The organism is Amycolatopsis stemonae (assembly GCF_054781455.1).
Genome location: NZ_BAAGUJ010000011.1, coordinates 24,534 through 36,805 on the forward strand (window position 1 = coordinate 24,534; position 12,272 = coordinate 36,805).

General features: G+C 73.2%; 15 protein-coding genes. 10 read left to right on the forward strand and 5 right to left on the reverse strand.

All coding sequences use genetic code 11. The features are described from left to right. Positions 1–92: 92 nt before the first annotated feature. The gene (locus tag ACYVLJ_RS33300) at positions 93–1,661 is read left to right on the forward strand and encodes a YibE/F family protein (RefSeq protein ID WP_460441643.1); all 1,569 of its coding nucleotides are present in this window, start codon (positions 93–95) and stop codon (positions 1,659–1,661) included. A 73-nt stretch (positions 1,662–1,734) separates the two neighbouring features. After that, positions 1,735–1,983 (forward strand): hypothetical protein, encoded by a 249-nt coding sequence (locus ACYVLJ_RS33305; protein WP_460441644.1) that lies wholly within the window; start codon positions 1,735–1,737, stop codon positions 1,981–1,983. Here ACYVLJ_RS33305 and ACYVLJ_RS33310 read toward each other — a convergent pair. Then, complete coding sequence (locus tag ACYVLJ_RS33310) at positions 1,955–2,602, reverse strand: hypothetical protein (protein WP_460441645.1); 648 nt, start codon at positions 2,600–2,602, stop codon at positions 1,955–1,957. The genes ACYVLJ_RS33305 and ACYVLJ_RS33310 overlap by 29 nt on opposite strands. Beyond that, a complete protein-coding gene (locus ACYVLJ_RS33315) occupies positions 2,599–3,165 on the reverse strand; it encodes an MBL fold metallo-hydrolase (protein WP_451988082.1) in 567 nt (188 codons plus the stop codon). The genes ACYVLJ_RS33310 and ACYVLJ_RS33315 overlap by 4 nt, the downstream gene beginning before the upstream one ends. A 147-nt stretch (positions 3,166–3,312) precedes the next feature. On the opposite strand from ACYVLJ_RS33315, the gene ACYVLJ_RS33320 reads away from it, so the two are divergent. The 5 genes from ACYVLJ_RS33320 to ACYVLJ_RS33340 all read left to right on the forward strand — a co-directional run bounded on the left by ACYVLJ_RS33320 (position 3,313) and on the right by ACYVLJ_RS33340 (position 8,319). Beyond that, positions 3,313–4,185, forward strand: a complete 873-nt coding sequence (locus ACYVLJ_RS33320; protein ID WP_460441646.1) for a peptidylprolyl isomerase — start codon at positions 3,313–3,315, stop codon at positions 4,183–4,185. Then, positions 4,185–4,964, forward strand: coding sequence for an aminotransferase class IV family protein (locus ACYVLJ_RS33325; RefSeq protein WP_460441647.1), 780 nt, complete (start codon positions 4,185–4,187; stop codon positions 4,962–4,964). The genes ACYVLJ_RS33320 and ACYVLJ_RS33325 overlap by 1 nt, the downstream gene beginning before the upstream one ends. A gap of 76 nt (positions 4,965–5,040) precedes the next feature. Further along, a complete protein-coding gene (locus ACYVLJ_RS33330; protein WP_460441648.1) occupies positions 5,041–5,856 on the forward strand; it encodes a LysM peptidoglycan-binding domain-containing protein in 816 nt (271 codons plus the stop codon). A 106-nt stretch (positions 5,857–5,962) separates the two neighbouring features. Then, the gene (locus tag ACYVLJ_RS33335) at positions 5,963–6,526 is read left to right on the forward strand and encodes a hypothetical protein (RefSeq protein WP_460441649.1); all 564 of its coding nucleotides are present in this window, start codon (positions 5,963–5,965) and stop codon (positions 6,524–6,526) included. Between the two features lie 59 nt (positions 6,527–6,585). Next, positions 6,586–8,319: a glycoside hydrolase family 97 protein gene (locus ACYVLJ_RS33340; RefSeq protein ID WP_460441650.1), complete on the forward strand. Its 1,734-nt coding sequence runs from the start codon at positions 6,586–6,588 to the stop codon at positions 8,317–8,319. Here ACYVLJ_RS33340 and ACYVLJ_RS33345 read toward each other — a convergent pair. Further along, the gene (locus ACYVLJ_RS33345) at positions 8,306–9,085 is read right to left on the reverse strand and encodes an enoyl-CoA hydratase/isomerase family protein (protein WP_460441651.1); all 780 of its coding nucleotides are present in this window, start codon (positions 9,083–9,085) and stop codon (positions 8,306–8,308) included. The two genes, ACYVLJ_RS33340 and ACYVLJ_RS33345, sit on opposite strands and share 14 nt — an antisense overlap. A 74-nt stretch (positions 9,086–9,159) precedes the next feature. Between ACYVLJ_RS33345 and ACYVLJ_RS33350 the strand changes: the two genes are divergently transcribed. Further along, positions 9,160–9,945, forward strand: coding sequence for an alpha/beta fold hydrolase (locus ACYVLJ_RS33350; protein ID WP_460441652.1), 786 nt, complete (start codon positions 9,160–9,162; stop codon positions 9,943–9,945). Here the strand turns inward: ACYVLJ_RS33350 and ACYVLJ_RS33355 are convergent. Next, a complete protein-coding gene (locus ACYVLJ_RS33355) occupies positions 9,942–10,955 on the reverse strand; it encodes a helix-turn-helix transcriptional regulator (protein WP_460441653.1) in 1,014 nt (337 codons plus the stop codon). The two genes, ACYVLJ_RS33350 and ACYVLJ_RS33355, sit on opposite strands and share 4 nt — an antisense overlap. 87 nt (positions 10,956–11,042) lie before the next feature. Here ACYVLJ_RS33355 and ACYVLJ_RS33360 point away from each other — a divergent pair, with 87 nt between their 5' ends. Together ACYVLJ_RS33360 and ACYVLJ_RS33365 are read left to right on the forward strand one after the other, a co-directional pair. Then, entirely contained in the window at positions 11,043–11,459 is a 417-nt protein-coding gene (locus tag ACYVLJ_RS33360) for a cupin domain-containing protein (protein WP_460441654.1), read from the forward strand. After that, positions 11,456–11,857, forward strand: a complete 402-nt coding sequence (locus ACYVLJ_RS33365; RefSeq protein WP_460441655.1) for a DUF1304 domain-containing protein — start codon at positions 11,456–11,458, stop codon at positions 11,855–11,857. The genes ACYVLJ_RS33360 and ACYVLJ_RS33365 overlap by 4 nt, the downstream gene beginning before the upstream one ends. On the opposite strand, the gene ACYVLJ_RS33370 is transcribed toward ACYVLJ_RS33365, so the two are convergent. Continuing rightward, entirely contained in the window at positions 11,854–12,270 is a 417-nt protein-coding gene (locus ACYVLJ_RS33370) for a MarR family winged helix-turn-helix transcriptional regulator (RefSeq protein WP_460441656.1), read from the reverse strand. The genes ACYVLJ_RS33365 and ACYVLJ_RS33370 overlap by 4 nt on opposite strands. Positions 12,271–12,272 lie beyond the last annotated feature (2 nt).

The window sequence follows — 12,272 nt, forward strand, 5'->3', positions numbered from 1 at the left end:
GTGATCGAAGGGACGACACGGGGCATCCGGACGAACCGGGCCGTCGGCGGCCCCTCGTGCGGCCAGGGAAAACCCGCTGTCAGGATGTGCGGGTGGACCGCCCCGACCTCGCCGACGACGAAACCGGACCGATTCGCCGGGTCACGGACGAGGTGTCCCCTTCTCCGGCCCGCGGAACGCCCGTAACGCCGGGCGCGCCGGGATCGCCGGGATCGCCCCGCAAGCCCGTCCGCCGGCCGCCCGCCGACGGCGCCCGGCGCGCCGCCGACCCCGCCCGCCGCCGCGACGGCACCGGGCCCCAGCGGGTCCCGGGCGCCCAGCGCGTCCCCGGGGACAAGCGGACCGACACCGGACCCCAGCGGCAGCGCGTGCCCGCCAACGGCGTCAAGCGGCCCGCGAAGAAGCCCGAACCGGAAACCGGCCACGGGCACGGCCATGGACACGGGCACGGCCCCGCTGCCCCGGCCTCCCGCCGCGTCCGGCTCCTCCTGATCTGGCTGCTCGCGCCGCTGGCCGTCGCGACCGTCGTCGGCATGATCGTGCTGTACCCGTGGGGCAAGGCGTCGCCGACGAGCGTCGTCCCGCAGGGCACCCCGGTCGCCGCCGACATCAAGACCACGAACACCGGCCCCTGCCTCGCGCAGGGCCAGGTCCAGGTCGGCGACCAGCAGGACCCGAACGCGAAGCCGTGCCTGACCGTCGACCTCACGATGACCGACGGCCCGGCCGCCGGGAAGCCGCTGAAGCTGACCGTGCCGATCGAGCCGAGCACCCCGCGCTTCTCCGCGGGAGACGCCGTCGTGCTCGCCTACAACGGCGGCAACGCGGGCGACCCGGCGAGCTTCCAGCTGGTCGACTTCCAGCGCGGCACTCCCCTGCTGGTGCTCGCCGCGCTCTTCGCCGTCGCCGTGCTCGTGCTCGGCCGCTGGCAGGGCGTCGCCGCGCTCGTCGCGCTCGGCCTGTCGTTCGTCGTGATCGCCCTGTTCATCCTCCCGGCCATCCTGGCCGGCGAGAACCCCCTGGTGGTGGCCATCGCGGGGTCCGGCGCGATCATGTTCATCGCCCTGTACATGACCCACGGGCTGTCCGCGAGAACGTCCGCGGCCGTGCTCGGCACGCTGGTCAGCCTCGCCCTCATCGGCGTCCTTTCGGCGATCTTCTCCGCCGCGGCCTCGCTGACCGGGCTCGACGACAGCACGTCGACGCTCATCGGGTCGCTCGGCCACGGCATCGACTCGCGCGGGCTGCTGCTGGCCGGCGTGGTGATCGGCGCGCTCGGTGTGCTCGACGACGTCACCGTCACCCAGACGAGCGCGGTCTGGGAGCTGCGCCGCGCGAACCCGGAGCTGACCTGGCGCGAGCTGTACCACTCGGGCCTGCGGATCGGCCGGGACCACGTCGGCTCGGCGGTCAACACGCTCGTGATGGCCTACGCCGGGGCCGCGCTGCCGGTGCTGCTGTACTCGTCGATCTCCGGCGTCGGGCTGGGCTCGCTGCTCGGCAGCGAGGAGATCGCGCAGGAGATCGTCCGCACGCTCGCCGGCAGCGTCGGCATCGTGGCGGCCGTCCCGGTGACGACGATCCTCGCCGCCCTGATCGCCTCCCGCGAGCCCGCGACCTACCTCAGCAGCACCACGAAAGCCGTTCCGTCACACCCGTAACACCCGCGAACCCCGGCCGCGACCAGCGCGGACGGACGCGGTAGGAAGGCGGCAGCCGACCCGGGGAGACGCCATGTTCGTGCTGATCGGGCCGCGGCAGGTCGTCAGGGGCGCGCTGCGGGTGGTCACCGCCGCCGTCCAGGCCGTCGAATCGCTGCCGCGCATCGCGATCGCCCTCGACGACATCCGCGCCACGCTGCACCACGTCGAGCGGCTCACGGCGTACGTCGCGCAGGAGGTCCCGGAGCTCGTCTACCAGCTCGAGCAGCTGCGTGCGGCCGAAGACGAGCAGCTCAGTCGAGAGTCGCCACGAACCGGCTGACGGCCTCCATGGTGAACCGCTGCACGTACTTTCCGGACGGCGCCACCGACGCCAGGCGGTAGAGCGGCCGTTCGGCCACGCCGGCGCCGCGCGCCTCGGCCTTGAGCTCGGAGACCAGCAGCTCGCCGAACACCAGGCCGTTCGCATCGACGTTGTTCATCAGCGCGTTCGCCAGCTTCCGCAGCTGCAGGATGCCCAGCTCGCGCCCGCCGGTCCCGGAGAACACCGCCAGGTCGACCTTCGCCACCTTGCCCCGCTGGCCCGCGTTGACCAGCAGGCTCACCGTGCGGGAGCCGCGGACGTCGCCGATCACCAGGTCGAGCCGGGTCGCGGTGACCAGGTCGACGTGGCGCAGTCCCCACGTCCGCACGATGAGCGTCGAGCCTTCCAGCCAGACGCGGCGCCGGATGCTGACCGCCATGACGTACAGGAGCGGCAGCGCGATCACGACGGCGACGACCAGCCCGGTCAGGGTGCCGCCGATCAGGCCGGCGACCCCGCCGAACGCCGCGGCGACGAGCACCACGCCGATCAGCCCCGAGATCCCGCGGCGACGGCGGCCGCGCGGGTCCTCCTCGAACAGCGCCAGCCGCTCGGTCTTCTCCTCGGCCACGCTCACGCCCCCGTCCCGGCGAGGAACGGGTTGCCCGCGCGTTCCCGCCCGATCGTCGTCGCCGGGCCGTGGCCCGGCAGCACCACCGTGTCGTCCGGCAGGCCCGCCACCAGCTCCCGCACGACCGCCTCGACGTCCCCGCGGCCGATCGACCCCGCGAAGAGCGTGTCGCCGGTCAGCGCGAGCCGCCCGCCCTCGGGCGTCTCGAGGCCCAGCACCACCGAGCCCGGAGTGTGCCCGGGCACGTGCCGGACGTCGATGTCCAGACCGGCGAAGGTGCCCCGCTCGAGCGGGACGCTGGCGCCGTCGTGCAGTTCCGCGTCCGCGGGGTGCAGGTGCAGGGGGACGCCGTGTTCGGCCGACAGCTCCGCGGCCGAAGCGACGTGGTCGGGGTGCCCGTGGGTGGCCACCAGCGCCGCCGGGACCAGCCGGTGCTCGGCGAGTGCGGCTGCCAGCGGCGCGGCCACCTCCTGCCCCGGATCGACGACCACGCACGGCCCGCCGGCGGCCTCCGCCAGCAGGTAGCAGTTGGCCTGCAGCGGGCCGCTGACGAACCCGACGACGAGCACCGAACGCCTCCCGGACATCCGCGCCGGATGGCGCCGATCACGATCAGGTTGAGACTAGCGGGCCCTGTACATGGTCCTCACAGGCTGTGCCCATACACTGCCGCTACCTCAGACGTGTGACTCAAGCGGAATCCTGGAGGGTACGGGGTGGCGACCAACCAGCAGCGCCGCGAAGCTGCGAAGCGCAAACTCGAGCGTCAGCTCGACCGTCGCAAGGAGCAGCGGAAGCGGCGCCAGCAGATCGGCATCGGCGTGACGGCCGTGTCGGTGCTCGTCATCGCCGGCATCGTGGTTTGGATCGTGAGCGCCAACGGCGCGGACACCACCGACACCGCGGCCTCCCCGTCGGCGACGCCGTCGCCCACCGAGGTCCAGATCCCGACGCAGCGCGCGGCGATGCCGAAGCGGACCAAGGCGCTGCCGAACCCCACGACGTGCGACTTCAAGGCCGACACGACGGGCAAGGCGCCGAAGAAGGTCAACCTGCCCGACGGCAAGAACGTCGCGTCGACGGGCACGGTCAACGTGACGCTGAAGAGCACGGCGGGCGACATCCCGCTGACGCTCGACCGGGCGCTCGCGCCCTGTGCGGTGCAGAGCTTCGTCAGCCTCGCCAAGCAGAACTTCTACAACGACACCATGTGCCACCGGCTCGGCACCGAAGGCCTGCAGATGCTGCAGTGCGGTGACCCGTCGGCCACCGGTGACCCGACCCAGGACGGCCAGGGCGGTCCCGGCTACACGATGCCGGACGAGGCGTTCCCGGAGATCAAGTACGGCCGCGGCATCCTCGCCATGGCGAAGACGTCGCAGCCGAACTCCGGCGGCAGCCAGTTCTTCATGGTCTACGGCACCGCCGACGGCCTCCCGGCGGACTACTCGGTGTTCGGCAGCATCAGCGACGAGGGCCTGAAGGTGCTCGACGCGGTCGCCAAGGCGGGCATCGCGAACCCGAACCCGCAGGACGGCACGGGTGCGCCGACGAAGCAGGTGAAGTTCACGGGCGTCACCGTCCAGTAGTGCCGGGTCGCATCGAGCTGAACGGGGAGCCGCTCGACCCGGGTGCCTTCGTCGCGGGAATGACCTCCTACGGGCATTTCACCGCGATGCAGGTCCGGGACGGGCGGGTCCGCGGGCTCGCCCACCACCTCGAACGGCTCACGGTGAGCACCCGGCTGCTGTTCGGCGCCGACCTCGACGTCGACCGGGTCCTGGCCCACGTCCGGCAGGCCGTCGCCGGTGAACCCGCGCTTTCGGTGCGGGTGGTCGTGCTCACGCGCTCGTTCGACGAGCCGATGACGCCGGAGATCCTGGTCCGCACGCACCCGCCGCAAGAGCCTGACCCGGCGCCACTGCGCCTGAAGACCGTGCCGTACCAACGGGATCTGCCGCAGGTGAAGCACCTGGGCACGTTCGGCCTGATCCACCACTCCCGCCAGGCGCAGCTCGCCGGCTTCGACGACGCGCTGTTCGTCGACCCGGCGGGCCGGATCAGCGAGGCGTCGATCTGGAACGCGGGGTTCCTGGCCGGCGACACGGTCGTCTGGCCGGAAGCCGCGGTGCTGCCGGGGATCACGATGCTGGTGCAGCAGGAAGCCTTGCGCCGCCGGGGTGTTCCGCAGGAGACGCGCGAAGTCCGGCCCGCCGACCTCCCCGGGTTCGACGCGATGTTCCTGACGAACTCCGAGACGCCGGGACGCGCGGTCGCCGCCGTCGACGACCTCGTGCTGCCGCCCGCGGACCGCGCGGTGGAGCTGCTCGCGGGCGCGTACGAAACCGTGCCCTGGGACAAGATCTGAACCACGCCCGCTCCGGCCCCGTGTTAGTGGGGCAACACCGGGACCCGCCGGGGTCACCGGGGAGAGGGTGTCGACCATGGTCGGAAACCGGGTTCCCGCGGTGCGCCGCGTCCTCGGGCGGGCCGGGCAGGCCGGCGCCGCCGGGGTCCTCTTCGCCGTCCTCGCCGGCGGCCCCGCGCTCGCGCAGTCCGCGCCACCACCTCCGCCGTCGGTCAAGTACTTCATCGTCCCGCACGCGGACAACCCGGACGACATCACGCTGTTCAAGATCGCCGAACGCGCGCTCGGCGACGGGCGGCGCTTCCCCGAGATCTTCAAGTTGAACCAGGGCCGGCCGCGGCCGGACGGGACTCCGTTCACCGACGCCACGCAGATCGAGCCCGGCCAGGTGCTGCAGCTGCCCGACGACGCCCAGGACCCCGCGGTGCGGTTCGGCCCGCTGCCGCCCGTGCCGTCGGCCGCACCTCGGACGCAGCAGGCGAAGCCCGTCCCCGAGGCCTCCGGGCTGGGCGTCGGGCTCGCCTCGGCCGTCAGCGGCACCGGCGGGCTGCTGACGGGGCTGCTCGCCGGGCTCTGGTGGCGGCGCCGTCCGCAGGTGCTGCCGCCGGCCCCGTTCGAGCCGGTGGACCACCACGAGGACGAAGACGGCTCGGGCTCGGTCAGCGGCACCCTGCCGATCCCGGTCGTCGTGCCCGAACCGCGGCCGGACGTCGTGCTGAGCCCGGAACCCATCACCGCCGAGCACTCGATCATCGTGCTCGACACGGCCGAGACGCAGGTGATCGCCGCGATCCGGCCGGGCGGGCAGTTCCGGTTCCGGTTCGACAAGGAGCCGGGCTTCGCCGACAGCGCCACTGTCCTGGTGGTCGACGACGAAGGCGACAGAACGTGACCGATCCGGTGGTGGCCGCCCGTACGCGTGGGGTCACCCTGCGCTGAACGGCTCAACCGGCGCCCGAACGCTGGCTTCGGCCCGCCGGTGCCGCAATAGTCGAACGATGACCTCGGATCCGTTCGGCACCCTGCGGAAGGCCTTGTGGATCGGCGGCGCCCCGTGGACCGGCAAGTCCACGGTCGCCCGGCTGCTGGCCGAACGCCACGGCCTGACCACCTACCACCACGACGACCGGACCCGGCCCGGCACCGCACCGGCCGAGGACGTCCCGGCCGGCGACCAGCTGACCGCGTTGGTGGCCGAGCTCCGGCAACGCTTCGAGTGCGCGCTGGACGACCTGCGCGCGCTGACGTCGCCGCGGCCGATCGTCGCCGAGGGCTGGGGGCTGCGGCCGGAGCTGGTGGCGCCGCTCGTCGACGCGCCGGGCCGGATGGTCGTGCTGGTGCCGACCGAGCTGTTCCGGCAGCACCAGCTGCGCCACCGGCCGGACGCGCCGGCGATCCCGCGCCAGCGCACCCGGCTGACCCGCGACCGGATGCTCGCCGCGCAGGCCGTGCGCTCGGCGCGGGAGCTCGGCATCCGCGTCATCGAGATCGACGGCAGGCTCGATCCGGCCGGCGTCACCGACGTCGTCGCCGAGCACTTCCACGCCTACCTGGACGCCTGAAGCGGCCGGTGAAGCTCGTCGCCGCGGGGCTCGCCCTGACCACTACCCTCTTGACCACCATGCCCGCCGACGCAGCCGAGCGCTGGACCGTGAGCCTGACCGGCGCGGTGACCGCCGAGGTCGCCCGCACCGGTGACGGCGGCCTGACCTTCGGGGTCTCCCGGGGCGCCACGACCGTGCTCGCACCCGCCCCGCTGGGCCTGCGGACCGAGGCCGCCGACCTGACGCGTGACCTGCGGTTCCTGCGCCGCGCCGACCGGGTCGTCGACGAGCACTACACGATGACGACGGGCAAGCGGCTTCGGCGGCACGCGCGGGCGGCGGAGACGACGCTGTCGTTCGCCGGTCGGGGCGAAACCCGGCTGGACGTCGTCGTGCGCGCGGCGGCGGACGGCGTCGCCTACCGCTACGTGCTGCCCGCCGGCGGGACGATCACCGGCGAGGCGTCGTCGTTCACGCTGCCCGCGTCGGCGCCGGCCTGGCTGCTGCCCTACTCCCCCAACTACGAAGGCGTCCGCACCGAAACGACCGCGGGTGGCGCGAAGCCGGGCGACTACGGCTTCCCGTCCCTGTTCGGCACCGGAGACGGCAGCTATACGCTGCTCACCGAGTCCGATGTGGACGGCCGGTATTCGGGCGCCCGCTTGACGCACGCGGCCGGGACGGCCGGCTACGGGATCAAGCTGGCCGACGCCGCCGTCACCGGGGACGGGCCGTTCGTCACGCCCTGGCGGGTGGCGATCACCGGCGACCTCGCGACCGTCACGGAGTCCACTTTGGTCGACGACCTCGCCCCGCCGTCGAAGCTGGCCGACACGTCGTGGGTGCGGCCGGGGAAGGTGGCGTGGTCGTGGCTGTCCGAACACGACAGTCCGCGCGATCCCGTGCGGCAGAAGCAGTTCGCGGACTTCGCCGCCCGCCACGGCTGGCCGTACCTGCTCGTCGACGAGGGCTGGGACGCGTCCTGGGTGCCGGACGTCATCCGCTACGCGCGTGAGCGCGGCGTCGAGGTGATCCTGTGGTTCCGGTGGACCTCCCTCGACACGGCGGCCGAGCGCGCGAAGTGGCTGCCCCTGGTCAAGTCCTGGGGCGCGGCCGGGATCAAGGTCGACTTCATGGACTCCGACACGCAGGCGCGCTTCGGGTTCTACGACGACATCGCGCGGGCCACCGCGCGGCACCGCCTGATGATCAACTTCCACGGCGCGACCATCCCCCGCGGCTTCCAGCGCACCTGGCCGCACGTGATGAGCTTCGAGGCCGTCCGGGGCGCGGAGCAGTACCGGACGCGGGCCGCGACGAACACGATGTTCCCGTTCACCCGCAACGTCGTCGGCAGCATGGACTACACGCCGACCGCGTTCGTGGTGTCCGATCGCGACACGACCGACGCGCACGAGGTGGCGGCGTTCCTGGTGTTCGAGTCGGGCTGGCAGCACGGCGCGGACAAGCCGGAGAACTACGAAGCCCGGCCCGAAGCGCTGCGCACGCTCGACCGGCTGCCGACGGTCTGGGAAGAGACCCGGCTGCTGTCCGGACGCCCCGGCCGGGAGGCCGTGTTCGCGCGGCGCTCAGGGGACCGGTGGTTCGTCGGCGCCCTCTCGGCGGGCCCGGCGAAGACCGTCGACGTGCCGCTCGGCTTCCTGGACCACGGGCGCTGGCTCGCCGACACCCTCCGCGACGGTCCGTCGGGGCTGTTGCGGGAGCGGTCGGAGGTCTCGGCGGACGGCCGGCTGAGCGTGCCGGTGGCCGCGAACGGCGGGTTCGTGACGATCCTGGTCAGCGGTGGGTGAACCGAGGCGGGCGCCGGGCCAGGAACGCCGCGACACCTTCGGCGTAGTCCACGCCGTGCAGAGCCTCCGAGCGGATCTCCTCGACCTCGGCGTCGGACGTCTCCTGGCCGGCGACGATCTTCTCGATGATCCGGTTCATCCCGCGGATCGAGGCCTGCGAGCGGGAGCACAGCGTCGAGACGAACTCCAGCGTCGAAGACTCCAGCTCCGCGGCCGGGAAGACGTCGTTGAGCAGCCCGATCTCGCGGGCCCGGGCCGCCGTGATCAGCTCGCCCGACAGCAGGAAGTACTTCGCGTGCGCCGGGCCGACCAGGGACACCAGCTGGCGCGTCGAGTCGAAGTGGTAGACGATGCCGAGCTTCGCCGGCGTGATGCCGAACCGGGACCCCTCGGCCGCGAACCGGAAGTCGCACGCGACCGACACCTGGCAGCCGCCGCCGATGCAGTTGCCCTGGATCATCGCCACCGACGGCTTGCGCATCGCCGTCAGGGCCGCGACCGCGCCCTCGACCGCCTTGTCGTAGCTCGCCGCGCCCTCGGCCGTCGTCCGCAGCTCGCCGAACTCGCTGATGTCCGCGCCCGCCGAGAAGTGCCGGCCCGCGCCCGCGATCACCAGCGCCTTCAGCGCCGGGTCGGCCTCCACCTCGGCGACGACGTCCGGGATCGCCGACCACATGCCGTAGGTGATGGCGTTCATCTTCTCCGGCCGGGTCAGCGTGAGCCGGGCGACTTCACCGTCGCGCGTCAGGTCGAATCCGTCGGTCATGGTTGGCACCCTAACCGCTCGCCCTGAGCGAAAACTGCGGTGTGTGACACGGTCGGGTGGCTAGCTTGGGCACCATGGCGACGATCGAGGTGGGCGGGACGGCGTTCGGCTACGACGAAGCGGGAGAGGGGCCCGCGGTCGTGCTGCTGCACGCCGCGATCGGCGACCGCCGGATGTGGGACGCCCAGTTCGCCTCGCTCGCCGCCGCACACCGGGTGATCCGCTACGACCGCCGCGGCTTCGGGGAAACCGGCGACGGGTCCGGCCAGCACGCCCACTACGAGGACCTGCTGGCCCTGCTCGATGCCCGGGGGATCGAGCGAGCGGCGCTGGTCGGGGCGTCGATGGGCGGGGCGTGCGCGCTGGACGCCGCCCTCGCCGCGCCGGAGCGGGTCACCCGGCTCGTGCTGCTCGGTTCGGGCCTGACCGGGCACACCTGGCCGGAGCACATGCAGCAGGACATCGCCCGGCTGTCCGCCGGGATCGACACCGCGGACGCACGGGCGATGGCGGACGCCAACATCCGCTACCTCGTCGCCGGCCCGGAGCGGGACGTCTCGGTGCTGCCGGCCGGCATGCTCGCGCTGGTCCGGGACATGTGTGAGCAGGTGTACCGGCGCGAGCGGAACGGTCCACAGTGGACGGAGAAGATCCCGGACACGCGGCACCGGCTGGCCGAGATCACGACTCCCGCGCAGGTCGTGATCGGCACGTCCGACGCGCTCGGCCTGGTCGAGCTGTCCCACCACCTCGCGGAGTCGCTGCCGAACGCCGAGCTCGTCGAGCTCGCCGACACCGGCCACCTCCCGGCGATGGAACGCCCCGACGAGGTCAACGCCCTGCTGCGGAAGGTCCTCTAGGACAACAGCTTCGCCGTCAGCTCACCCCGGCTGCGGACGTCCACCTTGGCGAACACGGACTTGAGGTGGTCCTGCACGGTGTGCGCCGAAATGCCGAGCCGCGCGGAGATGTCCGATGTGGACCGGCCGGCCAGGACCTCGCGGCAGACGTCACGCTCCCGCGCGGTCAGGCCGTAAGCCGCCAGCAGGACACCCAGCAGCTCGGCACCCGACGCGCGCCCGACCGTCACCGCGGTTTCGTCGTCGTCCTCCCCCAGCAACCGGCTGGCCTGCAGCAGGATCCAGCCGCCGTGGGCGTCGCGGACGCGGGCGCGGAACGACCCCGACGCCCGGGCGCCGGCCACGACCGCCCGCAACAACACCGCGAACCGGCCGGGCGCGATCTCGTCCAGTTCGGTCTGCCAGGCCGCGGCCGCCGCCGTCGCGGCACGCTGACGGCCGTCCGGGCCGACCACGACGATCGCCGGTGCCGCCCGCTCCCCCGCGTCGCGCGTGCGGGCGGCCACCCGCGTCGCCGCGGCCAGGGCCGGCGCGACCGACGTCAGGAACTCGACCTCGCGGTCGCTGAACTCGCCGCGGCGGACCAGGCCGGCCGCGCCCCACGACGTCCCGTCGACGCGGAACACGGCGCGCAGCTCGTGGCCGAGGCCCAGCGGCCGCCAGACCTCGGCGAACCGGCCGCTGCGTTCGGCGTCGCGGCGCGGGAGGTCCCAGAGCCGGGCCACCGGCACCGGACGGCGGGCCAGCTCGGCGAAGGTGTGGGGCTGGGAGCCGTCGTACTCGTACGTCGCCAGCAGCGGCTCGTACTCGCCGGGGATCCGGGTGCGCCCGCTGGTCATCGAGCTGATTACCGCGGTGTCCGGGTCCAGCGACGCCCAGCACGTGAGCTCCGCCGGGACCACGCGGTCGACCAGCTCGATGGCGGCGGCGTGCAGTTCGGCGACGCCGACGCCCGCCGTCGCGAGTGCGGCGACCTCGCGCCGCACTCCCCGCGCCCGGCCCTCCCACATGGACGCAGTATGCGCCGCGCGCCGGGCCGCCGGTATCCCACGTTTCCGGGATGTCCGGCCGCCCGCCTGCTGCTTAGCGTCGGCGGTATGACCCACTTCAGCGCCCCGGGCGAAGGCCCGGAACTCGACTCGAAGGACGCGCGGATCACCGTCAAGGTCGGCGCCGAGCACACCGGCGGCGCCTACGAGCTGTTCGAGGTCGACGCGCCCCGCGGGCCGTCGGTCCCGCCGCACGCCGAGCCGTGGGCGAAGAGCTTCTACGTGCTGCACGGGCGCATCACGGTCTACGTCGACGGCGAGCTCCACGACCTCGGTCCGGGCGCGTCGATCAGCATCCCGGCGAGCGCGGTCAACACCTTCACCGTGCACACGCCCTCGGCGCAGTTCCTCGCGGTGAGCCTGACCGGCGCGATGGGCCGGTTCTTCCGCGACGTCGACCAGGCCGCGCCGGAGCAGGTTCCCGACGTCGCCGGGCGGCACGGCGTCGAGCTGGTGGAGCCGTGAACGCCGCCGTCCAGGTCTTCGCCGGGATCGCCGCGCTGGTGCACCTGCTGGCCTTCACCTGGGAGGTCGTGCTGTTCGAACGGCCGGGCGTGCACCGGGACATCTTCAGCGTCCCGACCGAGCACCTGCCCGCCACCCGGCTGTGGTCGTTCAACGTCGGCTTCTACAACCTGTTCCTCGCCGCCGGCCCGGTCGTCGGGATCGTCCTGCTGAACACCGGGAACGTCGAAGCGGGCCGCGCGCTGGTGCTCTACACCTGCGGGTACATGGCCCTGGCCGGGATCGCGCTCGGGGTGTCCGACCTGCTGGCCCTCAGCCGGCCGCGCGGTGCCGGGCGCGCCGGCGCGCTCGCCCAGACCCTGCCGCCGCTCGCCGCCCTGGTCGCGGCCCTCTTCTAGGACCCGATGAGCTGCTCGCTCCAGGCGCGGATGGCCGCGGCCTGGCCGGGCGTGAGCCGGTCGAGGACGAGCCGGCGGATGGTGGCGCCGTGGGCCCGGGTGGCGTTCTCCGCCGCTCGGCGGCCTTCGCCGGTCAGCTCGATCCCGGTCCGGCGGCCGGTGGCGCCGTCCTCGGTCCGCGCCACCAGGCCGCGGTTCTCCATCCGCGTCAACAGGTGCGCGACGCGGCTCTTCTCCCAGTCGAGCGCGTCGGCGAGCTCGCCGACGCGCATCGGCCGGGCCAGCGTCCGCAGCACGCTGAACTCGGCCTTCGAGATGCCGCAGTCGCGTTGCAGGCCGCGGTCGAGCTCGTGGGCGAGCAACCGCTGCGCGCGCATCCAGGTGTCCCAGAACTCCCAGTCCTCAGGGCTCATGG